The sequence below is a fragment of the Mycobacterium sp. genome (assembly GCF_049683355.1).
In the GTDB taxonomy this organism is placed as follows: domain Bacteria; phylum Actinomycetota; class Actinomycetes; order Mycobacteriales; family Mycobacteriaceae; genus Mycobacterium.
The window spans coordinates 1-20,508 of the sequence record NZ_JBAUJB010000121.1 but is presented as its reverse complement, the minus strand read 5'-3'; the positions used below and the strand labels follow the sequence as shown (position 1 = coordinate 20,508).

General features: G+C 67.0%; 25 protein-coding genes and 2 pseudogenes. 14 read left to right on the top strand and 13 right to left on the bottom strand.

Translation table 11 applies throughout. The features are described from left to right. The first annotated feature begins 24 nt into the window (after nucleotides 1-24). On the top strand, nucleotides 25-990 hold the full coding sequence (locus WA944_RS07540; RefSeq protein WP_526370974.1) for a patatin-like phospholipase family protein: 966 nt from the start codon (nucleotides 25-27) through the stop codon (nucleotides 988-990). Here the strand turns inward: WA944_RS07540 and WA944_RS07535 are convergent. From WA944_RS07535 to WA944_RS07525, 3 genes and pseudogenes are all read right to left on the bottom strand, one after another. Continuing rightward, nucleotides 979-1,839 (bottom strand): patatin-like phospholipase family protein, encoded by an 861-nt coding sequence (locus tag WA944_RS07535; RefSeq protein WP_526609609.1) that lies wholly within the window; start codon nucleotides 1,837-1,839, stop codon nucleotides 979-981. The two genes, WA944_RS07540 and WA944_RS07535, sit on opposite strands and share 12 nt — an antisense overlap. Continuing rightward, a complete protein-coding gene (locus WA944_RS07530) occupies nucleotides 1,840-2,313 on the bottom strand; it encodes an SRPBCC family protein (protein WP_526609607.1) in 474 nt (157 codons plus the stop codon). A gap of 14 nt (nucleotides 2,314-2,327) precedes the next feature. Then, a pseudogene (locus tag WA944_RS07525) lies at nucleotides 2,328-3,029 on the bottom strand (hypothetical protein). Nucleotides 3,030-3,204: 175 nt separating this feature from the next. Here WA944_RS07525 and WA944_RS07520 point away from each other — a divergent pair. The 4 genes and pseudogenes from WA944_RS07520 to WA944_RS07505 all read left to right on the top strand — a co-directional run. After that, nucleotides 3,205-3,942, top strand: coding sequence for a hypothetical protein (locus WA944_RS07520; RefSeq protein WP_526609605.1), 738 nt, complete (start codon nucleotides 3,205-3,207; stop codon nucleotides 3,940-3,942). Nucleotides 3,943-3,991: 49 nt separating this feature from the next. Then, nucleotides 3,992-5,191, top strand: coding sequence for a thiolase family protein (locus tag WA944_RS07515; protein ID WP_526374451.1), 1,200 nt, complete (start codon nucleotides 3,992-3,994; stop codon nucleotides 5,189-5,191). A gap of 140 nt (nucleotides 5,192-5,331) precedes the next feature. Further along, nucleotides 5,332-5,634 carry a hypothetical protein gene (locus WA944_RS07510; protein ID WP_526374453.1) on the top strand — a complete coding sequence of 101 codons (303 nt, stop codon included), beginning with the start codon at nucleotides 5,332-5,334 and terminating at the stop codon, nucleotides 5,632-5,634. Nucleotides 5,635-5,748: 114 nt separating this feature from the next. After that, a pseudogene (locus tag WA944_RS07505) lies at nucleotides 5,749-6,046 on the top strand (response regulator); the annotation flags it as partial. 8 nt (nucleotides 6,047-6,054) lie between these two features. Here the strand turns inward: WA944_RS07505 and WA944_RS07500 are convergent. The 4 genes from WA944_RS07500 to WA944_RS07485 form a co-directional block, all read right to left on the bottom strand. Beyond that, nucleotides 6,055-7,149 (bottom strand): MmpL3/TtfA transport complex stabilizer, encoded by a 1,095-nt coding sequence (locus WA944_RS07500; protein WP_526374455.1) that lies wholly within the window; start codon nucleotides 7,147-7,149, stop codon nucleotides 6,055-6,057. Between the two features lie 441 nt (nucleotides 7,150-7,590). Continuing rightward, nucleotides 7,591-7,986, bottom strand: coding sequence for an STAS domain-containing protein (locus WA944_RS07495; protein ID WP_526374457.1), 396 nt, complete (start codon nucleotides 7,984-7,986; stop codon nucleotides 7,591-7,593). A 28-nt stretch (nucleotides 7,987-8,014) separates the two neighbouring features. After that, nucleotides 8,015-8,254: a microaggregate-binding protein 1 gene (gene mbp1, locus WA944_RS07490; RefSeq protein WP_163894110.1), complete on the bottom strand. Its 240-nt coding sequence runs from the start codon at nucleotides 8,252-8,254 to the stop codon at nucleotides 8,015-8,017. A gap of 128 nt (nucleotides 8,255-8,382) precedes the next feature. Beyond that, entirely contained in the window at nucleotides 8,383-8,721 is a 339-nt protein-coding gene (locus tag WA944_RS07485; RefSeq protein WP_526374463.1) for an STAS domain-containing protein, read from the bottom strand. A 289-nt stretch (nucleotides 8,722-9,010) separates the two neighbouring features. Between WA944_RS07485 and WA944_RS07480 the strand changes: the two genes are divergently transcribed. From WA944_RS07480 to WA944_RS07455, 6 genes are all read left to right on the top strand, one after another. Beyond that, a complete protein-coding gene (locus tag WA944_RS07480) occupies nucleotides 9,011-10,156 on the top strand; it encodes a PP2C family protein-serine/threonine phosphatase (protein WP_526374459.1) in 1,146 nt (381 codons plus the stop codon). 5 nt (nucleotides 10,157-10,161) lie between these two features. After that, nucleotides 10,162-11,166, top strand: a complete 1,005-nt coding sequence (locus tag WA944_RS07475) for a cobalamin B12-binding domain-containing protein (RefSeq protein ID WP_526611249.1) — start codon at nucleotides 10,162-10,164, stop codon at nucleotides 11,164-11,166. Between the two features lie 77 nt (nucleotides 11,167-11,243). Continuing rightward, complete coding sequence (locus tag WA944_RS07470) at nucleotides 11,244-11,603, top strand: DUF732 domain-containing protein (RefSeq protein WP_526375535.1); 360 nt, start codon at nucleotides 11,244-11,246, stop codon at nucleotides 11,601-11,603. A 138-nt stretch (nucleotides 11,604-11,741) separates the two neighbouring features. After that, nucleotides 11,742-12,047, top strand: coding sequence for a hypothetical protein (locus tag WA944_RS07465; protein ID WP_526611248.1), 306 nt, complete (start codon nucleotides 11,742-11,744; stop codon nucleotides 12,045-12,047). Between the two features lie 123 nt (nucleotides 12,048-12,170). Beyond that, on the top strand, nucleotides 12,171-13,502 hold the full coding sequence (locus WA944_RS07460; RefSeq protein WP_526611246.1) for an MFS transporter: 1,332 nt from the start codon (nucleotides 12,171-12,173) through the stop codon (nucleotides 13,500-13,502). Between the two features lie 83 nt (nucleotides 13,503-13,585). Further along, complete coding sequence (locus tag WA944_RS07455; RefSeq protein WP_526375539.1) at nucleotides 13,586-13,834, top strand: hypothetical protein; 249 nt, start codon at nucleotides 13,586-13,588, stop codon at nucleotides 13,832-13,834. Between the two features lie 19 nt (nucleotides 13,835-13,853). Here the strand turns inward: WA944_RS07455 and WA944_RS07450 are convergent, their stop codons facing one another. From WA944_RS07450 to WA944_RS07440, 3 genes are all read right to left on the bottom strand, one after another. Continuing rightward, nucleotides 13,854-14,627, bottom strand: coding sequence for an RNA polymerase sigma factor SigF (locus WA944_RS07450; RefSeq protein WP_526375554.1), 774 nt, complete (start codon nucleotides 14,625-14,627; stop codon nucleotides 13,854-13,856). 173 nt (nucleotides 14,628-14,800) lie between these two features. Further along, nucleotides 14,801-15,250, bottom strand: a complete 450-nt coding sequence (gene cynS / locus WA944_RS07445; protein WP_526375541.1) for a cyanase — start codon at nucleotides 15,248-15,250, stop codon at nucleotides 14,801-14,803. Continuing rightward, entirely contained in the window at nucleotides 15,247-16,113 is an 867-nt protein-coding gene (locus WA944_RS07440; RefSeq protein ID WP_526375543.1) for a formate/nitrite transporter family protein, read from the bottom strand. The genes cynS and WA944_RS07440 overlap by 4 nt, the downstream gene beginning before the upstream one ends. Before the next feature lie 222 nt (nucleotides 16,114-16,335). Between WA944_RS07440 and WA944_RS07435 the strand changes: the two genes are divergently transcribed. Continuing rightward, nucleotides 16,336-16,491 carry a hypothetical protein gene (locus WA944_RS07435; RefSeq protein ID WP_526375556.1) on the top strand — a complete coding sequence of 52 codons (156 nt, stop codon included), beginning with the start codon at nucleotides 16,336-16,338 and terminating at the stop codon, nucleotides 16,489-16,491. 56 nt (nucleotides 16,492-16,547) lie between these two features. Here WA944_RS07435 and WA944_RS07430 read toward each other — a convergent pair whose 3' ends face one another. Continuing rightward, nucleotides 16,548-16,751 carry a hypothetical protein gene (locus WA944_RS07430; protein WP_526375545.1) on the bottom strand — a complete coding sequence of 68 codons (204 nt, stop codon included), beginning with the start codon at nucleotides 16,749-16,751 and terminating at the stop codon, nucleotides 16,548-16,550. A 189-nt stretch (nucleotides 16,752-16,940) separates the two neighbouring features. Between WA944_RS07430 and WA944_RS07425 the strand changes: the two genes are divergently transcribed. Both WA944_RS07425 and WA944_RS07420 read left to right on the top strand, forming a co-directional pair. Then, nucleotides 16,941-17,714, top strand: coding sequence for a DUF427 domain-containing protein (locus WA944_RS07425; protein ID WP_526375547.1), 774 nt, complete (start codon nucleotides 16,941-16,943; stop codon nucleotides 17,712-17,714). A 50-nt stretch (nucleotides 17,715-17,764) separates the two neighbouring features. Continuing rightward, nucleotides 17,765-18,784 (top strand): YhjD/YihY/BrkB family envelope integrity protein, encoded by a 1,020-nt coding sequence (locus WA944_RS07420; RefSeq protein ID WP_526375549.1) that lies wholly within the window; start codon nucleotides 17,765-17,767, stop codon nucleotides 18,782-18,784. 13 nt (nucleotides 18,785-18,797) lie between these two features. Here WA944_RS07420 and WA944_RS07415 read toward each other — a convergent pair whose 3' ends face one another. After that, complete coding sequence (locus tag WA944_RS07415) at nucleotides 18,798-20,117, bottom strand: H(+)/Cl(-) exchange transporter ClcA (protein WP_526375551.1); 1,320 nt, start codon at nucleotides 20,115-20,117, stop codon at nucleotides 18,798-18,800. 9 nt (nucleotides 20,118-20,126) lie between these two features. Continuing rightward, the gene (locus WA944_RS07410; RefSeq protein WP_526375552.1) at nucleotides 20,127-20,438 is read right to left on the bottom strand and encodes a GNAT family N-acetyltransferase; all 312 of its coding nucleotides are present in this window, start codon (nucleotides 20,436-20,438) and stop codon (nucleotides 20,127-20,129) included. Nucleotides 20,439-20,508: the final 70 nt, after the last annotated feature.

Genomic DNA, 20,508 nt, shown 5'->3' with positions numbered 1-20,508 from the left:
TCCGCGGAGAGCAGAATGAGACCCATGCGGGTGGCACTGGCGCTGGGCAGTGGTGGAGCGCGCGGATACGCGCACATCGGCGTGATCAATGAGCTGCACGAGCGCGGCCACGAGATCGTCGGCATCGCCGGGTCCTCGATGGGGGCGTTGGTCGGCGGGCTGGAAGCCGCCGGCAATCTCGACGAATACGCCTTGTGGGCAAGCTCTTTGACGCAGCGTGCGGTACTGCGCCTACTCGATCCGTCGATCACCTCGGCGGGGGTACTGCGCGCCGAGAAGATTCTCGAGGCGGTGCGTGAGATCCTCGGCGAGGTCACCATCGAGGAACTGCCGATGCCGTTCACGTCCGTGGCAACCGACCTGATCACCGGCAAGTCGGTGTGGATGCAACGTGGCCCGGTGGACGACGCGATCCGGGCGTCGATCGCCATCCCCGGCGTCATCACCCCCCATGTGCTCGGCGGTCGGCTGCTGGCCGACGGTGGCATCCTCGATCCGATCCCGATGGCGCCGATCGCCGCGACCGTCGCCGACGCCACGATCGCCGTGAGCCTGTCCGGGGACGATCCCCGGGCCAGGCGTACCGATGTCGAAGCCGGCCTGACCGCGGAATGGCTCACCCGGATGTGGCGCAGTACCTCGTCGTTGCTAGACACCAAGGCCGCCCGGTCACTGCTCGAGACCCAGACGGGACGCGCGGTGCTGGGCCGCTTCGTCGCGTCCGACGAAGACGACGACGACGTCGAGGAACAGAGCGTGCCCATGGTGCCCAAGCTCGGCGGTTTCGAGGTGATGAACCGCACCATCGACATCGCGCAGGCCGCACTGGCCCGGCACACGCTGGCGGCCTACCCGCCCGACCTGCTGATCGAGGTTCCGCGCACGGTGTGCCGGAGCCTGGACTTCCACCGCGCCAACGAGGTCATCGACATCGGGCAGGAACTCGCCAGTGCCGCGCTGGACGCACTCGACGAACAGTCAGAGCCCTAGGAACCGGGCCACCCGGGAAGCCTCTCGGCGGCCCTGGACCCGCCCCGCCTGCGCCGACGGTGCGCGGCAGGCCGGGTCCAGCGGGTTGGGCCGGTAGGCGGCGAGCGACTCCGCGTCGGCGAACACCGCCAGGCTCGCGCCCGGAAACCCGTCGATCTCCTCGGCAGCAGCCGTCCCCCACGGCGACGGCGAGTCCTGCCCCGACGGCACCAGCGCCACCGCGACGCCGCAGTCCCGGGCAGCCGACATGTTCACGGTGCTGCCCACCCCGCCGTCCATGAAGCGGCGGGCACCGATGGTGACCGGCGGCCACACCCCGGGCACCGCGCAGCTCGCGGCGACCGCGTCCACCAGGTCGACACCGGAGGAGTTGTCGAACACCACCAATTCGCCTGTGTCGATGTCGATCGCAGTGACGCGCACCGTGCGCTGCGGCCAGTCGTGCGACGGCAGCCGATGCGCGATCACCTCACGACGCACCGCTTCGGGCACGGTCTCGGTGGACGCGGCGACGGCGCCGATCTTCTGCAGCTTCTGTTCCTTGGTCGCGTCCGGGGTGAGCATCGCGGTCAGGAACAGCTCGGTGATCGCCTCCACGGACACACCGGGATGTATTTCGCGGCTGTCGCCGGCCACCTGCCGGTCGAACAACTCGGCTACGGGCAGACCGCTGCCCAGCTGCGCGGCGACCGTGGAGCCGGCGGAGGTGCCGACAAGCACCCCGGAGCCCAGCAGTGCCTCACCCGCCGCGGGCACTTCATCGGAAATTCCTTGCAGCACACCGGTTTCCCATGCGATGCCGGCCAGTCCCCCGCCGGCGAGCACCAGCGCGCTTCCGTCGTCGCCCATTCAGCGCAGGAGCTCGTGGGAGAGCTGCTCGAGGGCCTGGCGCGCGAATCCGCGCCACAGCACCGCGAATGCGGGCAGCGCCGCGGCCGCCACCCGTGACTTCGGATGGACGGCCCAGCGCCAGGTGACCGCTGTGCCGGTGCCGACCGGAGCGAACGACCACTCCCCGTCGATATGGTCCACCAGCGGCGCCAGCGGACCGGTGACGTCCGACAGCGTGTAGCGGAACAGGTTCGGGGGGTCGACGATGGTCAGCTCCTCGCGCATGCTGCCGCCGCCCACCTGCATGACGGTTCGGGTCTGACCTGCGGTGCTCCAGTCACCATCCTGCCCGCGTACGGCCTTGACCGGCGAGATCGGCCCGTACCACCGGCTGAACAGGGTGGGTAGTGGCACCGCCAGCGTGCGGGCGAATGCGGAGTCCACGCCGACGGGTATGGCACGCGACTGGGCCATCACATGGGGTTCAGGCATGAAACAGATGTTAGTCAACGAAAGCGGGGCGCGGCCTTTCCGCTGATCAGCGGTAGGTCCAGGTAGGTGGCGATGCCGGCCGGCGCCGCACACACGGCGGGCACCGAGTTCACGCAGTGCGCGGCAGTGCCGACGACGCCGTACTCCGGCCCCTCTTCGCCGAGCTCGGACTGGAAGCCCTTGACCGACACCGTGAAATCGGGGTTGCCGCACACCTCCATCTCGTAGCGCTGCCCCTCCGGCCCGAAAGACCATGCCGGGTCCAGGTTCTCCTCGCCCATCAACCAGTTCACCGTCACACGCACCACGACCTCGCCGTCGGCGAGTGCCTCCCAGTGGAATTTGCGGCCGGCGACCTGCCCGGGCTCCATCGGACCCATGGGTGAGTTGATCGTCGCGGTGGCGACCGCGATCTCCTGCGAGGCCCGGTGTCACGACGTTCTTGCGCGACCTCAGCAGCGAGGCGACTTCGTCCGGGTTCGCCATCAGCGGTGTGTAGACGACCGCGTCGGCGTTCAGCGCGAGGATCTCGTCGACGCTGTTGGTCGCGGTGATGCCGAGTGGCTCGGTGCCGACGATCTGGCCGACGTCTCGCCCGCTTTGTCCGGGGAGTGCACCCAGCAGCCCACCAGTTCCAGCTCGGGATGCTCGAGCACCCCGTTGACCGCTGCGACACCGACTCCGCCGGTCGCCCACTGCACGACGCGAAGCGCCATGTCCTCTCCTCCCGGGAGGGAAACTAGAACACGTTCTACCCAGATGTACACCAGATCCGGGTACGAGTGGAGACAAAAGCGGCAACCCGGCATCGACCTGGTCGTTGACCGTATGTCCGGGCGTGCCCGGGATTAAGGTGTGATGGCCCGCCGCGCATACCTTCAGGAGCGACGAATGACCTACCCGCCGCCGCCTCCGCCGGGCCCCCCACTGGGTTGGACACCGCCGCCCGGCCCCCCGCCTCCCGGTTGGGCCGCGCCGCCCGGCCCGCCCACGGGTGGTGGCGGGAAAACCCCGCTGATCCTGCTCCTGTCGGCGGTCGTGGTGATGGTCGTCGCGCTGGGCGGGGTCACGGTGTGGTGGTTGCTCCAGCCCGATGACTCGACGCCCGGGCCGGTGGCGGCCCCCACGAGCACCCCGCGGCAGACCACCGGTTCCCCGGAGCCCACCCGGCGACCCAGGACGACGACGGCGCCGCCGCCGCGGAGCGAGTCCCCCAATGCCCAACTGATGGCGCTGCTGTCCGCCGGCCATGACAGCTCGAACTGCGAGCCGATCAGCCCGCCGGCCGGGACGTCCATCGCGACGGTCGACTGCGGACAGGCCACCTCCCCGGGCGGCCCCGCGAGCACCCGCTACTCACTGTTCGGAGACCAGGCCGCCCTCGACGACGCCTTCAACGAGGCGGTGTTGTTGAACGCCGAGAACTTGGAGTGTCCTGGTAGCGGCGTGGACTCCCCGACCACGTGGAACTACACCGAGACCCCGGACCAGATTGCAGGCCAGATCGCCTGTGGCACTTACAACGATCGCGCCGACGTGGTGTGGACCAACGACGCGGGACTGCTGTTGGCCGACGCGCAGGGACCCGACCTCGAGGAGCTGCACAACTGGTGGCTGCAGTACGGCTGAGCATCGCGGTACGGTGATGGACGCAGAGCTGCGAAGAGATTGGGGAGCCATGGGCAACGCCAGGAACCGAGTTTTTGTCATCGGCGTGGGCATGACCAAGTTCGAGAAGCCGGGCCGGCGCGAGGGCTGGGATTACCCGCAGATGGCCAACGAGTCGGGGACCAAGGCGTTGCAGGATGCCGGGATCGACTACACCGAGATCGAGCAGGGGTACGTCGGGTACTGCTCCGGTGACTCGACCTCGGGGCAGCGTGCGCTCTACGAGCTCGGCATGACGGGCATCCCGATCGTCAACGTCAACAACAACTGTTCGACCGGGTCCACCGCGCTGTACCTGGGCGCGCAGGCCATCCGCGGCGGACTTGTCGACTGCGTGATGGCGCTGGGCTTCGAGAAGATGCAGCCGGGCTCGCTCGGCGGCGGAGCCGACGACCGCGAGTCACCGATGAAGCGGCACATCCTGGCACTCAACGAGATCGACGAGATGCAGTTTCCCGTGGCGCCGTGGATGTTCGGCGCCGCCGGCCGTGAACACATGAAGAAATACGGCTCCACCGCCGAGCACTTTGCAAAGATCGGCCACAAGAACCACAAGCACTCGGTGAACAACCCGTACGCACAGTTCCAGGACGAGTACACCCTCGAAGACATCCTGGCGGCGATAATGATCTCCGACCCGCTGACCAAGCTGCAGTGTTCGCCGACGTCGGACGGTTCCGCGGCGGTCGTGCTGGCCGGTGAGGACTACGTCGCACGGCACAACCTGGCCGAGCAGGCCGTCGAGATCGTCGGGCAGGCCATGACCACCGACTTTGCGTCGACCTTCGACGGCAGCGCCGCCAACGTCATCGGCCATGACATGAACGTGCAAGCCGCCCAACAGGTTTACCAGCAGTCCGGGCTGGGACCCGAGGACTTCCAGGTGATCGAACTGCACGACTGCTTCTCGGCCAACGAGCTGCTGCTCTACGAGGCCCTCGGGCTGTGCGGTCCGGGTGAGGCACCCAAACTGATCGACGACAACGACACCACCTACGGCGGACGGTGGGTGGTCAACCCCTCGGGTGGGCTGATCTCCAAGGGCCATCCGTTGGGCGCCACCGGCCTGGCCCAGTGCAGTGAGCTGACCTGGCAGCTGCGCGGCACGGCGGATCGGCGTCAGGTCGAGGGCGTCACCGCTGCCCTGCAGCACAACATCGGGCTCGGTGGCGCCGCCGTCGTGACCGCCTACCAGCGCGCCGACCGCTAGGGTCACCGCCTCTTCGCGAGCAGACGCGAACTCGTTCGAATTGCGGCCCTTGCGCGCGAGTTTGTGTCTGCTCGCCAGAGAAACGTTCGCGGGCCGGACGGCGATGTAACCAGCAGGTCGGGATCACCTGGAGGTCCGGCATGCGCACAGCACTGATACTGGTGGGCATCTTCGTGGCGTTCGGGCCGGCGGGCACCGCGGCGGCTGATCAGCAGAATCCTTGGGAGATCATCGAGCAGCTGGAGTTGGCGGGCTACTACGTCAACATCGACCGGATAGGCACCGCACCGATCGGCGAATGCATTGTCACCGACATCCGCAATCCCCAGCAGCAGACCGAGTTCGTCGAGGTCGATGGCCGTGGCCACCACGATGACGACCGCGGTGTGGTCGAAGTGGTTGTTTGTCAGTCGATCTCGGTGTCACTGAACTGCACCGGCTAGGGACGCCGAAAGTACGGTCTCTGACGGATCTCGGCTGGAGATCGTCAGAAACCGTACCTCGGCGAGTCGTCGAGCATGGTGACCTCGTCGAACGGATCCCTGCCCGCGAGGACCTCGTTCGCCGCGTTCCGTGACCGGCTCGAGCGCGACCAGCGTTACCGCGATGCGTTGCCTGCGGGCACCGACGCCGCCAGCCAAGCCGAGGTCGACCGCGCGCTGGGGGAGCTTCGTGTCGGCTCGGATCGGGCAGCCGGCCCGGCCGGGCTCACCGCAGACGAGGTGGCCAAGCAGGTAGTGTCTCCCGGGTGACGGCATGGCGTCATCTGGAACGGCTCGCCGACGAGGGCACGGTCCGCCGCCACACCGATTACGGCAAGGCCGGCCCCCCAGAACCCGCTATCAGTGGCGCTGACCGTGGGGTCAGACCGCCGCGGGCTGCAACTCCCTGGCCCGGGGAACACTCAGCGCGATCGGGTCGGTCGCCAGGAACTCCGAGTACAGCTTCTCGATCGTCGACTCGACGGTGAACACACTGACGACGCCCGAGTAGTCGGCCACGTAGAGGTGTGATCCGTCGTCGTCGAATGCGACGCAGGAAGGGCGGGCGTCCACCGACAGCGACGCGACGACCTCGAGGCTCAGCGTGCACAGCACCGCGACCCGGTCGTAGTCGACGATGTAGGCACGCGCGTGGTCCGGGCTCATCACCAGCTGCGTGGGAGCACCGCCGAGTTCGATGGTGGCGGTCACCCTGCTGGTCGACATCTCGATGACGTGCACCGCGCCGCCTACCACCCGGTCGGAGGTCAGCACATAAACCGTGCCACCGGCGACGGCGATGTCGCGGATCGGTGAGCCGACCGGGATGACCCGCTGCACGCGGGACGTCTCGGTGTCCACGGCGATCACCTGGCTGCCGTTGTCATCGGTGACGGCCGCGTAGAGGCGCTTTCCGGTGGGGTCCACGCACAGGGCGTCCAGGCCGGCCGCGGGACCGTTTCCGATGTCGATGGTCCCGGCGCGCTCGGCCGCGGTGTCGATCACGGTGATGTCGACGTGGCCGTTGGCGGTCCGCCCAGCGTACACACGCTTGCCATCGGGGCTGGCGGCCAGGGCGCTGACCCCGAAAGCCAGTGGGAAGGTCGCGGCGACGGTTCCGGCATCCAGGTCGACCACCGACAACGTGTCCTGGGTGGCGGAGGCGGTGGTGACGTAGGCGCGGTCGTCGGTGACGACGACGGAGACCGGTTCGCCCGCCAGTCCCAGATCCATACCGGACGTCCGGCCGGCGGCGCCGAGAACCGACAAACTGTCGGCGGCGGGGTTGGTGACGACCACGCCGGCACCGCCGGCGGCGATGTCGCCGACCGGGCCGTGCCCGACGGCGACACGGTGCTCGAGGATCGCGTCGGCGGTCAATGCCTTCGCCGTGTCCACAAGCGCCTCGTCAGCCACAGGAGCGTCAGAACTGGCTTCGTGCATCACAGACCCCATGGGCCTTAAAATGTTTGCCATATGTCGTGGTACCTCCGCCGGCCTCAACTGAACCGGCACTAGATTCACCGTCGTTACCGCCCGTCCGGGCGCGACCTGAGTCGAGTGTAGCCACGTAAATTCGCGATGAACCCTGGCGAAATCTCCGGATCTCGCCGCAACGGTTCACCCTCTCAGGGCACACTTAGGAATTTCTTGGTCGCCGTTTTGCTATCACCGGGCGGCAAATGGTGATCAATATCCTGCCAGCAATTATGGCCTTGAGCGCAACTCGTACTCTGCTTAGGCGAACCAAACCTGGCGATCACGTTTTCTTAGTATTTCCGCGCAAAGTGAGCGCCAGATCACAACCGGACACGGCCACAAAATACCCCGCGGCCCTACCCGGGAAAGCAGGCTGAGAAGAGAACTACGCCCGGTTCGGCCGCGGTCGCCGGAAAAGTTCGCTGAACCGGACCGTGGTCAAGCCGATGCGACGCCCCGAAGCGACCTGATCCCAGCCAGCGGGATCAGCCGCTCGGGATCACAGAGATCCAGCACCCTCGACACGGCAGTGCTGGGCACCACACACCACGCCGCGTCCTCGCGGAGCAGGTGGGCGCTGATCGCGTACAACGCGGAAACGCCGTCGAAGGCCATGAAGGGCACCCCGGTGAGGTCGAGGACCACACCGGTGCGCTCCCCCACGGCCTCTCGCACGACGTGCGCGAATTCCTTGGCGTTGACTGCGTCGACCTCGCCGGACACGGCGATCGTCACCTCTGTGCCGCCAGTGCGACACAGCACGTCCAGCGACGTCGACGCGATCGAGAATCGTCGGCTCTCGGCCGACTTGGCGCGGATGGAGGTGACGGTCATCGCCGAGCACTCACGCCGGCGGCGTTGGCTACTGCTCGGCCTTCTGCCGTTCCTCGCTGGCCTTTGCGGCGCCGCGGGCGCTCTCGGCTTCGGCTTCCTTCTTCGCGGCCTCACGCTGCGCGTCGGCCTTGTCCTGCTGCGCCTCGCCTTCGCGCTGCAGGTCGTCGCGTCCGGTGACGACGCCGGCAACCTCTTTGGCCTTGCCCTTCACGCCCTCGACGACACCCTTGATGCCCTCTTCCGGACCTGAATTGTTGTCATCACCCACGGGACGCACCCTTTCTGCGTTTCTGCCCGGGAACCGGCACCTGCCGTATCCGGGAGCGGCGCAGGCGCGCCGGCGAAGCCTCTGTTCCCGCAGCGGCCGCCGCTCAAACCTGGCCGGTCACCGAAGTTTCACTGGGTGAAGTTCGTCAGCGCGACATCCAACGACGAGAACAGTTCGACCAGATCTGCGATGCCGGTGATCTTCAGCGGACGGCTGGTGGCGGGACCGTCGGCGACAACGCCGAATCTGGTGCCGGGTCCGAGGCGATTGCGGGTGACCATCAGGACCTGCATGCCGGCCGAACCGAGAAAATCCACTCGCGTCATGTCGATGATGAGACTGGCGGGCTCACGCGCGAGCGCGGCGGTCACGACCTCTTGGAGTTGCGGGGCGGTCAGCATGTCGACAGCACCCACAGCGTCGACGACCACGACGCCGTCAACCTGATGTTCGGTGAATTGCTGCACGTACTGGCCTCGTCTCATGAGTTGACGTCCGTCGGAGCGGTCGCGGATCATTTCGTGAGGCTGCAGTTCTGAACCCGGCACGTTGTCGAATGCGGACAACCGCTTTACAGGTTATCGGACAGGTTGTCCGAATCAGCAATTACCGTTGAACCGGACAGGCAGTGGCGTCCCATCGGTCGAAATCGGGAGGTTCGGAGCAGTTCGCACGCGCAGACAACTGGCCGAGGAGGTTGAGTTCGGCCTCGCAGGCTCGCTGAATCATCGCCGCACCGCCCTGCGGCTTCTCACCTTGCTGCGGCCCGAACTCGCCGAGTGGGTGGTGCTGGCGCTTCCCGACGACCGGACCGGCGGAGTGCGCCTCTACGGCGGCGAGACGGTGGAGTTCTCTGCCGTCGTTCCGCAGACCTCGATCGCCGGCACGCGCCTGGACCGCCTGCTGCGCACCGGCAACAGCCACGTCACCGTCGTCGACGGCGATTCCGCGGAGGCCTCCCTGGCCGCGATCCTGCCGCACCCGCAGTTGCGCGAGGAGGTCACGGCGCTGGCGCCTGGTGAGCTGCTGGGCGTCGCTCTGGACGCGCGGGGTGCCACGCTGGGCGCCGTGCTGTTGATGCGCACCGTGGCTTTCGACCCCGACGATGTCGCCTTCATCCGGCGCATCATGGCTCGGGCCGCCATCGCGCTGGACTCGGCTCGGCTCTACGAGGAGCGCGCACAGGTCGCGGCCGTTCTGACCGGCGCACTGCGCCCACCATCGCTGCCCGCGGTCGACGGAGTCCGGTTGGCCGCGCGTTACCGCCCCGCCGCAGAACATCTCGGCATCGGTGGCGACTTCTACGACGTCATCGGAGCAGGCGACGACTGGTTGCTGACGTTGGGTGACGTGTGCGGCAAGGGCGTCGAAGCGGCCTCACTGACCGGACGAACCCGCCAAAGCATCCGCACCGCAGCCCATTTCGACCGTCGCCCGGCCTCGCTGCTGCGTGCGCTCAACACCGTGCTCTACGAATCCGGCACAGACCAGTTCGTCACGGTGCTGTGCGGGCGGCTGCAGGTGGCGGGCGACGGCGCACCGGCCGTCGTCGAGTTGTCCACGGCGGGCCATCCGGCCCCGGTCATCCTGCGGGCCAACGGCGCCGTCGAACAACCCGAGATCTTCGGCACGGCCAGCGGGATGGTGCCCGATGTCCGCTACCGCACGGTCGACGTCCGGTTGCACCCCGGTGACACGATGCTGATGTTCACCGACGGTGTCGAGGAAGCGCGCGGGGCCGAGGGGCTCTACGGCGTCGAACGACTCCTCGCGCTGCTGCCCGCCTACGCCGGAGCGGCACCCGATGTCGTCTGCGAGGCAGTGGAACAAGATGTGGTCGAGTACGGCGACGGCGGACCACACGACGACATCGCACTGCTGGCGCTCACGTGCGGGGGTTAGACGGGGTGCGGCAGAACGGAAGCCCGTTGCACGCCTATGAGAAGGCGCTCACCGGCAACGACGCTGCAGCGGCCCAGGCACTGATGGCACACCTGCTGGACGACGGGGTCGATCCGGTCACGATCCTGACCGACGTCGTCGCCGCCGCCCAGCGCTCCGTAGGCGCCCGTTGGCAGCGAGGTGAGTGGACCGTCGCCGAAGAGCATGCCGCCACCGCTATCGCCGTCTCGGCAACGCAGGCGGTGACCCGGTACGTCCGACGCATCCCGCCGACACGTGGCCAGGTGCTGGTGGCGTGCGCCGAGCGGGAGTGGCATGCCCTACCCGCCATGATCATCGACTGCGCGCTGCGCGCCGCCGGCTGGGACAGCATCCTGCTCGGCCCGGCGACATCGGCCGGGCGGCTGAACCAGGTACTGCACGATCACGGGCCGGTAGCGGTCGCGGTGAGCTGCTCGGTACTCGGATCACTGCCCGCTACAAGACGTTTCATCGAAGCGAGTACGGCGATGGGGGTTCCGATCGTCGTCGGTGGACCGGCGTTCGGGTACGACGACATCCGGGCGACGGCGCTGGGGGCGACGGGCTGGGCTGCCGACGCGCACGGCGCGGTGACGGCGCTCTCGCGGCTGCCGCCTGTGGTCGCACCCGCGGCACCACTGCCGGCCGCAGCAGTCGCCGAGCAGGCCGACCTCGCACACGACCACCGCGCCGTCGTGGCCGCGCTGCGCAGCAGTTGGTCGCTGACGTCGGCACCCCGGCCGGCTCCCGACATCGGCAGCCTCGCCGACGACGTGATCGGCCAGTTGCTGCACGCGGTCTCCGCCGCGCTGCTGACCGGAGACCGGCGGCCGGTCCCCGAGACCATGGCGTGGATCGCGGATCTGATGTCGACCCGCGGGATGGACCCGGCGGTGGTCGACGAACTGCAGATCCGGGCGATCGCCGCGCTCGGCGACTACCCGCTGGCGCGCGGGATCGTCGAAGCCCCGCTCACCGGCGGCCGCTGACGGACTCGGCGCGCAAATACCGAGCGCAGCCGGGCGCGACGGCTACCATCCGCACAGGTGAACCACAGGGAGGCCACATGAACAGCCGCTCCGCGCGTCTCGCGCTCGTCGCTGCAGTCGCGACCGTCTCGGCGGGACTGTTGGTGCTCGCCGGTCCGCCCACGGCCCACGCCACCGATGCCGACGCCCAGTTCCTTTCTGTGGTAGCCGATCTGGGTCTGCAGTTCGAGACACCTGAGGAAGCCACCGAGGCGGGCAACAACGTCTGCGACATCGTCGCCGAGGGCAGTGTCAACAACATCGACCCGGCGACCGTCCGTGCCAAGATCGTCGACGCCCTGCTCGCCGAGGGCGTCGACAACGCTGCGGCCACCCAGTTGATGCGGGGAGCGGTCAACGCCTACTGCCCGGAGTACAACGCCGTCACCGCCGGCTGATCTTCTCCGCGTTTCTCCACGGAATCTCCACACAAGCTCCAAGCGCTGCAAGCGCTACGTCGCGACGATGGTGTCAGTCAGTTACACCGTCGTCACCGAACGTGACGCACCAACGCAGGGAGATCCACAATGAACACAATGAAGAAGTCCATCGCCGCCACCGTTCTGCCTCTGGGTGCACTGCTGGCCTTCGCCGCACCCGCGCAGGCCGCCCCGGAACAGAGCGGAGGGGCCTCGACGACCATCGGCCAGCTCCGGGCGCAGGGTTTCGACGTCCGTATCAGCCGCATCGGCAACGCCCCGCTGGATCAGTGCTCGGTGCTCGGGGTGCGCAACCATCCGGTGGCCAAGCAGCCGTTCCCGATCAACGACGATGACGACATCAACGTCTTCACCGTCACCCCCACCCCGAAGGTCACCGTCTCACTGGACTGCTCACGCTGACGCCTACGCCGCGCGGTCGCAGTGATCGGCCGTCTAGGTTGAGGAGTCATGCCCGAGTCGGAGTCCGATACAGGATCCACTGCAATGCCATCCCCCGCGCCATCCCCCTCGTTTCCGAGGGGGATGGCATTGCTGGTTGCCGGGGCGTTTTTCATGGAGATTCTGGACGCCACCATCATCGCCCCGGCAATCCCGGCCATCGCCGCCTCGTTCGGTGTCGCCGCCGTCGACGTCAACGTCGCCATCTCGGCCTACCTGGTGACGGTGGCGGTGCTGATCCCGGCCAGCGGCTGGGTGGCCGACAGGTTCGGTATCCGGCCGGTCTTCATCGCCGCGATCGCGGTCTTCACCCTCGCCTCCGTCGGCTGCGCCCTGAGCGTGTCGCTGCCGATGCTCGTCGCGGCTCGGGTGCTGCAGGGGATCGGCGGCGCGATGATGGTGCCCGTGGGACGGCTGGCTGTACTGCGCTACAGCGCGAAGTCCGACCTGGTCCGCGCCATCGCCGTGCTGACGTGGCCGGCTCTCGCCGCACCGGTGGTGGCGCCGGTGCTGGGCGGGGCGATCGCCACGCTGGGATCGTGGCGCTGGATCTTCCTGGTCAACATCCCGATCGGTGTCATCGGACTGTTGTTGGCGCTCAAACTGATTCGCGGCGGCCCCGCACCGTCGCGCAGGCCGTTCGACTGGCGCGGCCTGTTCCTGCTGGGGGCCGGGATCACCGCGGCGCTGGTCGCGGTCGAACACATCCGGGTCAGCGGGACCAGGTGGGCGCTTGTCGGGTCCGGAGCCCTGGCGGCGGCGGTGTGCCTGACCGTCGCCGTGTGGCATCTGCGGCGGACCACCTCACCTCTGGTCGAGCTGACCGTGCTGCGGGTGCGCACGCTGCGCATCACCGTCTCGGGTGGGTCGATGTACCGGCTGGTCATCACCGCGGTGCCGTTCCTGCTGCCCTTGTTGTTCCAGCTCGAATTCGGCTGGTCTGCATTCGCGGCGGGCCTGATGGTGGCGGCGCTGTTCATCGGCAACCTGGTGATCAAACCGATCACCACTCCGCTGATGCGCAGGTTCGGCATCAAGCGGGTTCTCCTGGTCAATGCGGTGCTTTCGGTGGGCTGGTTCGGGGTGTTGGCCACGCTGCACGCCGACATGCCGGTCCCGGCCATCGCGGCACTGCTCTTTGTCAGTGGCGCGTTGCGTTCGATCGGTTTCACCGCGTACAACAGCCTGGCGTTCGCCGATGTCGACGGTGAGGATCTCACCCACGCGAACACGTTGAATGCCGCGGTGCAGGAACTGGCCGCCGGCCTGGGAATCGCCATCGCCGCATTGCTGCTGACCATGCTGGGTTCCTACGCGTGGGCGTTCGCCGCGCTCGGCGCGCTCCTGGCGGTGACGATCGTCGAAACGCTACGGCTCCCGGGTGATGCCGGGGCGCACGTCAGCGGCGCCCGCTGACTTCGCGCTCCGAGATCGGTTGCACAAAATTCTTGCGCGCGCCTCCCGCCGAAGTCTCGACCTTCACTTTAGCCTTAGTGCCCGTGACCACACTGCTCGAGCCCTCGCTGGCCGAACTGGACTTCGAGCCCGACATCCTGTGCGCCTGCCACAGGCTCTGCAATCCGCTGGCCCATCCGGCGCAGTGGTGGGTGACCCTGTCCTGCAGCTGCCCGTACCCGATGTGCCAGACGGCGCTGCGTATCGCCAATGTCCGTCTCAAGGTCCGTCCGCTGACCTGCCGCCTGTGCGAAACCGGCCAGATCACGATCCGCGGTGTGATCCGGATCTGACCGGTCGCCCCCCAACGGTTTACGCCGGTTCCGCTGTCCGCACCCGCTCCCGCAACGAGGCCAGCGACCGAGACAGCAGACGCGACACGTGCATCTGCGATATCCCGAGCTGATCGGCGATCTGGGTCTGGGTCATGTTCTCGAAGAACCTGAGCTTCAACACCAGCAGATCCCGTTCCGGCAACTTCGCCAGCAGCGGGCGCACCGTCTCGGCTTCGAGCACCTTTTCCAGGTTCGCGTCAACATCGCCGAAGCTGTTACCCACGGTGCGCTCGTCGTCACCTGTCGGCGCGTCGGTCGAAATGGTCGAGTAGGAGCTGAATGCGATCTGGGCCTGCACCACCTCTTCGCGGTCGATGCCCAGATCCGCGGCGATCTCACTGGCAGTGGGGGCCCGCCCCAACCGTTGCGACAACTCGTCGCGGGACCTTTTCAGTTGCGAGCCAAGCTCTTTGAGCCTACGCGGAACCTTGACCGACCATCCGTGATCGCGGAAGTGCCGGCGGACCTCACCCATCATCGTCGGGACGGCGAACGCCAGGAATGCCGCTCCGTTGTCCGGATCGAAGCGGTTCACCGCCTGGACCAGCCCGAGTCGTGCCACCTGTACGAGGTCTTCGACGGGTTCGCCGCGATTGCTGAAACGGCGCGCAATGTGGTTTGCCAACGGTAGACACGTCTCGACGATCACTTCGCGTTGACGACGGTACTCCATCGATTGTTCGTCCAGCGCCTTGAGGCGACGGAACATCTCGGTGACATCGGCATATTGGTTCGGTGCTGCGGTCAACATCTCGAGCGGCCCCTTGTGCGGCTTGATATGCAAGGCTCGGAGCTGAACCAGATGGCTGTGCCGGCGATAGCCCCGTGGTCTGAGGTGTGACCGCTGCACTGGCGTCGTCGTAGCGACGCGACGTTTCCGTTTACCCCGCTACGGAGGTCTCGAAACCTTCCCGCCGCTGCCGCTCACCACCGGTAATCAAGGAACTTTCCGTCGAAGGTGACCACCACGCGGTCGCCGTCGGGATCCTCGCGACGGGCGACGTCGACCTTGAAGTTGATGGCGCTCATGATGCCGTCACCGAACTCCTCGTGGATGAGCTCCTTGAGCGCAGGACCATAAACCGACAGTGCCTCGTGGAATCGGTAGATCGTCGGGTCGGACAACAGCGCGGGCTCGAGACCTCGCACCGGCTGCAACTGCAGACTCTCGGCGACCGCAGCATCAAGTTCCAGCAGTTCGCAAACGCGCTCGGCCTGACCGCTCGGCATCGGATGCTGACCGAGCAGCGCCGCCACACACCACACCAGGGGGGCGTCGATCTCCTTGGCGATGTCGGCCCACGCCAGCTTCTTGCGGATTCTCGCCGAGTTGATCAGTTCGGCGGCTTCGGTTTTGGCGATGATCGGCGTCATACCTTTGCGTCCTCTCGCTCGGTCGCCGGCGGTACGGATGCGACGTCGTCGGGCAGCATCAACCGGGACTTGCCGGTGCGGGCGTGGGTGGCGAACAGGGTGAGCCCCACAAAGGCCAGCCCACCAACGAGATTTCCTACCACGGTTGGTATTTCGTTCCAGACGAGGTAGTCGGCCAGGGAGAAGTCACCGCCGAGCATCAGCCCTGACGGGAACAGGAACATGTTGACCACCGAGTGCTCGAAGCCCATGTAGAAGAACAGCATGATGGGCATCCACATCGTGATGACCTTGCCCGACACATCGGTCGACATCATCGCGGCGACCACACCTGTGGACACCATCCAGTTGCACAGCACACCGCGGATGAACAGCGTGAGCATCCCGGCTGCACCGTGTTCGGCATAACCGACGGTGCGGCTGTGCCCGATCTCGCCGAGCTTCTGCCCGACCTCGTTGGGGTCGACACTGAAGCCGTAGGTGAACACCACGGCCATCATCAGCGCGACAGTCAGTGCCCCGGCGAAGTTCCCGAGGAACACCCAGCCCCAGTTGCGCAACATCGAGCGGACCGTGACCCCACGACGCTTGTCGAGCAGCGCCAGCGGCACGAGGGTGAACACGCCGGTCAGCAGGTCGAAGCCCAGCAGATACAGCAGGCAGAAGCCGACCGGGAACAGGACCGCGCCGAGGAGGGCGTTTCCGGTCTGCACGGTGATCGTGACCGCGAAAGCGGCGGCGAGCGCAAGTATCGCCCCGGCCATGTAGGCGCGGATCAGGGTGTCGCGGGTGGACATGGTAGCTTTTGACTCGCCTGCATCGATCATCTTCCCGACGAAGTCCGGCGGGTTCACATAGGACATGGCTGACCTTTCCAGTAAGTCGAATACTGGAGGATTCCCAACATCTATTGCCGAACGGCAACGTGGGTTATTCATCCATGTTGCCACCACCTCACACCGGCGCCCGCGGGATGTGAGGCCCCGCGCACCCTCTCTACCTGCGCGGTGTTTCCCTGCCGACCCGATCGGAGACACCACTAGGAGTTCGTCGACCCATCCCGATGCCGAATGGAGGTTTCAGCAGTGGAACAGAGCAACGTTCCCCCGGCCACGCCGGAGGACGCGACCAAAGCCACAGAGGAGCAGCGGGAACTGCAGGAGAAGCTGGACCACCGCAACGAGGATCCGGACGCCCCGGCCCGCTCCCAGACCCGCCACCAGATTCCGGACGAGACCTGACAAACGTCGGTAATTCCGGGGTCTTTCGGCGCTTGTCGGTAAAACGGTAACGCATTTCAGCGTCCCGAGAATTCAGCCGGGCGAATACCGAAACGAGGTCCTGAATTTCGGGTGTAGCGATGGCCATTACCTTTTGGAAGACGCCGCCGCGCTTCCACGGACAGCGCAATGACCTGCAGTTTGTCCAGCCAGATCCCCGGCGGTTCCTCGCGGCAATGTGCCGAACAGATTTCAGCAAAATAGCGACGGGATTCGGTCACCCGGCGTACCGTATCGATTCACGACGTGGACCGGGGAGGGACACCGCATACGCGCCAAATTCATTGTTCCGTCCTAGACCACCGGCGGCACCCGGTCCCACAACCCGCAGATGATGTCTCTCGGCATCTGCGGGTTGTGCCGTGTAGACAACCGAGAACCCGGATTCGCGACGACCAGGAGGCGCATCGATGGGTCAGCCACCGGCACCTGACTACCCGCAGATGGCCGCGGCCCGCGGACGCGTCGAACCAGCGCCCCGGCGGGTCCGTGGCTTTCTCGGCCACGAACTGGTCTTCGACACGACGTCCGCGCGATACGTCTGGGAAGTGCCCTACTACCCGCAGTACTACATCCCACTGGCCGATGTGCGTGCCGGCTTTCTGCGTGACGAGGGTCATCCGAAGCGCGTGCAGTTCGGACCGTCGCGGATGTTCACCCTGACCGGCCAGGCGCAGACCCGCCACTCGGCGGCCCGGGTGTTCGACGACGGCGACGGTGCCGTCGCCGGCCTGGTGCGGTTCGAGTGGGGGTCGCTGAGGTGGTTCGAGGAGGACGAGCCGATCTACGGCCACCCCCGCAACCCCTACGCCCGGGTGGATGCCCTGCGCTCCCATCGCCACGTCAGGATCGCCCTCGACGAGGTGACCCTGGCCGATACCACCTGCCCGGTTCTGCTCTTCGAAACTGGTTTGCCGACAAGGTATTACATCGACCAGAGCGATGTCGCGTTCGAACAGCTGGAATCGTCGGACACCCAGACGCTGTGCCCGTACAAGGGAGTCACGTCGGGCTACTGGTCGGCCTGCGCCGGCACCACGGTGCACGCCGACATCGCCTGGACCTACCACTCCCCGCTACCGGCCGTGGCGGCGATCGCGGGGTTGGTCGCGTTCTACAACGAGAGGCTCGACATCACCGTCGACGGGGTGCAACTGCCGCGCCCAGAGACACATTTCAGCTAGGCCGCACCCCACGGGAAGTCCGCGGCACCGCCGTTTCTAGGCTTGACCCGATGGAACCGGACAGCGAGCGGACGAAACTTTCGTCGCGGCTGTCGGAACCTGTTCTGACGGCACGTGACACGCTCAAGCAGCGTGGCTCGGCACAGTTCGCCCGGCTTCCCGGACCGGTTCAGCAGGCCTGTCGGCTGATCGAACGCACCGGCCGCGACACCATCAACGACCGTGTCCCCGGCCTGGCAGCCGAGGCCGCACTGTTCACGTTGATCTCGCTGCCTGCACTGCTGCTGGCCGTCATCGGTTCGCTGGGGTTCGTCGCGGCCGCCCTCGGTCCCGAGGGCACCCAGCGGCTGCGCCAACTCGTCCTCGGTATCCCCCAGTCGTTTCTCACCGACCCCACCTTCGCCACCTATGAGCGGGTCGTGGATTCGGTGCTCGCCGAGACCCGCGGCGGTGTGGTCTCCGTGGGAATCCTGCTCAGCGTCTGGACGGGTTCTCGGGCGGTGAACCGCTATCTGGAGACGATGACGATCGCCTACGGGCTCGAGCCGCGCTCTGCCTGGCGGCGGCGGCTGCTGGCCCTGGGAGTGACCATCGGATCGCTCCTCGGTGCGGTGGCGGTGTTGCCGCCGATGGTTTTCGGTCCCCGGCTCATCGAATGGCTGGCCCCTGACACCGTCGCAGACACCACGTTGCGGATGCTGGACGTGTTGTTCTGGCCAGCCGTGGCCCTGCTGGTTCTCGGTGGCCTGGTCACGCTCTACCACATCGGTGTGCCCTGGAAGACCCCGTGGCGCCGGGACGTGCCCGGGGCGCTGCTGGCAATTGTGTTGTGGCTGTTGGCATCTGCGGGGTTGCGCGGCTACCTCGCGCTCAGCGTCCAGGACAACGCTGTCTTCCGGCAACTGGCGGTACCGATCGCCGTTGTCCTGTGGCTCTACATCACCGCGTTCGTGGTGCTGCTCGGCGCCGAGTTCAACGCCGAGATCGAGAAGATGTGGCCGTACCGCGATCATCCGTGGCGGTTGCGGCGGCTGGAGCGACTGCGCCGCACCCACGACACCGACGGCTGAACCGCCATACCTTTCAGCGCGGGGCTTCGGGCATCATCCGCTCTCGCAGGCTGTCGTAGATGGGTGGTGACCGGGTGAGCTCGGCAGCCAGGACCGCCGCTGCGGTGGCGGCCAGCATCGGGATCGCAACCGACGTGGTAGCGGTCATTTCGATCACGATCACGATGCCGGTGACAGGTGCGCGCACGGTGGCGCCGAAGAACGCCGCCATCCCGACCAGCGCCATCGGGAGGGCGAGGGTGGTCGCGTCGCCGGGCCACACCGCGTCGAATCCGCCGACGAACAACAGCCCCCACAGCGCGCCGATCGCCAGCAACGGCGCGAACAATCCCCCCGGCACGGCGGCCGAGTACGACAGCGGTCCTGCGACGACGCGCACCAACAGGTATCCGACGACGACGGGCAGCACGATGTTCTGTCCGCTGAGGATCATCTGCGTCAACGGGTCACCACCGCCCACCGCGAGGGGGTTGACGAACATCGCCAGCCCGATGACAGCGCCGATCACCGCCGCCTTGGCCAGCGCCGGGACCCGTCGCAGCCCGGTGACGTGGTCGAGGAACCACAGCACCAACCGGTTGTAGACCGCGCCCAGGCATCCGGTCAGCAGCCCGAAAATCACGAAGACGGGCAGCCATCCAAGGTCGGGTGCCTCGATGGACCTGACCAGGAAGTCAGGCTCGTTGCCGAGAATGAAGCGCACACATCCCACCGCGGTGGCACACGCCAACAGCGTGGCCAGCACCGTCTGCAGGCGGAACGACTTCGTCACTTCCTCGAGTGCGAACAGGGTGCCGCCGATCGGCGCGTTGAACGCCACCGCCAGGCCGGCCCCGCCCACCGCGGTCTGCACCATCCGCACGTCGAACTCTGAAAGTCTGGCTCGTCGACCGGCTTCCGCGCCGATCGCGGCGCCCATGTGCACCGTCGGCCCTTCACGGCCGAGCACCAGCCCCGCCCCCATCGACAACACACCGCCGATGAACTTCGCGGGCAGCAGCAGGAGCAGCGGCGGTTCGGCGTCGCCGCGATACACCGCCTCGACGTGCTGGATACCACTGCCTGCGGCCAGCGGCACCCATCGGACTATCAACGCGGCCAGCGTGGCGCCGAGCGCTGCCGCAGCCATCGGCGCCAGCCAGCCGGGTCCCGGCAGCGCGTGTGTCCAGTCGACGAAGTCGACACGCAACCGGTCCGCCGTCTGCAGGCACCATCGGAATGCGCCGCCGATGAAGCCGATCGCCACCCCGGCGACGACCGCCGTCACGCAGATCACGACAGCGCCGCGGATGAAATCGCTGTGCGCAGCGTCGTCCTCTGCAGATTCGGTCACGGCGCCGGGCTATCCGCGGTCGGTGATGTCGGCATACTCCGGGTGCCGGTCGATGAACTCGGCCACCATCCAGCACGTCGGCACGATGCGCAGTCCGGCGGCACGGGTGGAACGTAGAGCCTCGGCGACGAGGATCGTGGCCAGTCCCCGACCTTGGTACTGGGGCAGCACCTCGGTGTGCGGGAAGACCCGACGGCCGTCTCGGTCGTGGAAGTCGGCGAGTCCTACCGGGCGGCCATCGACCTCGATGACGAACCGGCCCGGCTGTTCGGTGACTGTGGTGGCGGCGCCGGTCCTGTCGGGTGGTGTTTCGAACGTCATGGGACTCCTTCGGGTAGAAGTAGGGACAACCGCCCACACCGGCTTTACTCTAGGGAGACCTTCGGCCAGA